We start from the raw sequence: 1301 nt of genomic DNA, 5'->3' as shown, positions 1-1301 counted from the left end.
GCGGCCGGGTGCCGTGTCCGGCGGAGCCGGTGCCGCGTGCGCGGTGACGGCGTCACCCGGTCGGGTGACGTGTGGTGAACGTACGGGGGGCGGTCGTACGCGTGTGTAGGTTTGATGATCGTGAAGCTGGTGGTGCAGGTAAAGCTGCTGCCGACGCTCGTGCAGGCGGCGGCACTTGAGGCGACCCTGCGCGCCTGCAACGAGGCGGCGACCTGGGCCAGCGGCGTGGCCTTCGAAAAGGGTGTGAAGCGGGACTTCGCGCTGCGCGAGCACACCTACGGCGAGATCAAGGCCCGGTGGCGGCTGGGCGCGCAGGCCGCCCAGCACGTGATCAAGAAGACGTGCGACGCGTACGCCACGCTGAAGGCCAACCTGAAGGCCGGGAACCTGGGCAAGCCCGGCTCCCGGCGGTACCGGAAGGCCGCCGGGAAGCCGATCGCCTTCCGGCCGCAGAGCGCGCAGCCCTACGACGACCGGATGCTGTCCTGGCAGATCCCCGAACGCCGGGTGTCGATCTGGACGGTTTCGGGGCGGGTGAAGGACGTGGCCTTCACCGCCTCTCCCGAGCAGATGGCCACCCTCGCCCTGTACCGCAAGGGCGAGTCCGACCTGGTCTGCCGGGACGGCATGTGGTTCCTGCTGGCCACCTGCGAGGGACCCGAAGCCGCGCCGGACACGGATCCGGGGGACTTCCTCGGCCTCGACCTGGGCATCGTGAACATCGCCACCACCTCCGACGGCGAGATCCTGGCCGGGCGTGAGCTGAACCGCATCCGGGTCCGGGAACGGAAGCTGCGCGCCAAGCTGCAGAAGAAGAACACCCCGTCCGCCAAGCGGCGCCTGAAGAAGCGGCGGTGCAAGGAGGCGCGGCGGGCCAGGGACATTGACCACAAGACCGCGAAGCATGTGGTGGCGGAGGCGGAACGCACCGGTCGCGGGATCGCCCTGGAGGACCTCACGGGCATCCGCGAGCGGGTACGGCTTGCAAAGCCCCAACGGGCCACCCTCCACGGCTGGTCGTTCGCGCAGCTGGGGGCGTTCATCGCGTACAAGGCCCGCCGGGCGGGGTGCCGGTGGTGTACGTCGATCCGGCGTACACCTCCCGTACCTGCGCCGAGTGCGGGCACATCGACAGGGCGAACCGGGTCTCCCAGGCCTGGTTCGCCTGCCGGTCCTGCGGCGTCGTTGCGCACGCGGACCGATGGGGGCACCTCCCGCTCGAGCGAAGCCGAGAGTGGGGGAGGCTCCCGCAACATCCGCGCTCGTGCGTGGGAGTTGTGGCGACGCGGGGCCCAGTCAAC

General features: G+C 70.5%; 1 pseudogene. It reads left to right on the top strand.

Going from position 1 to position 1301, the window contains the following annotated elements:
• Positions 1-120: 120 nt before the first annotated feature.
• A pseudogene (locus tag ACTWQJ_RS51475) lies at positions 121-1301 on the top strand (RNA-guided endonuclease InsQ/TnpB family protein); the annotation flags it as partial.

The sequence above is a fragment of the Streptomyces sp. KR55 genome (genome assembly GCF_052245645.1).
Taxonomy (GTDB): Bacteria; Actinomycetota; Actinomycetes; order Streptomycetales; family Streptomycetaceae; genus Streptomyces; species Streptomyces flavusporus.
The sequence above is the reverse complement of the archived record's forward strand: the minus strand, read 5'-3'. Positions and strand labels throughout refer to the sequence as shown.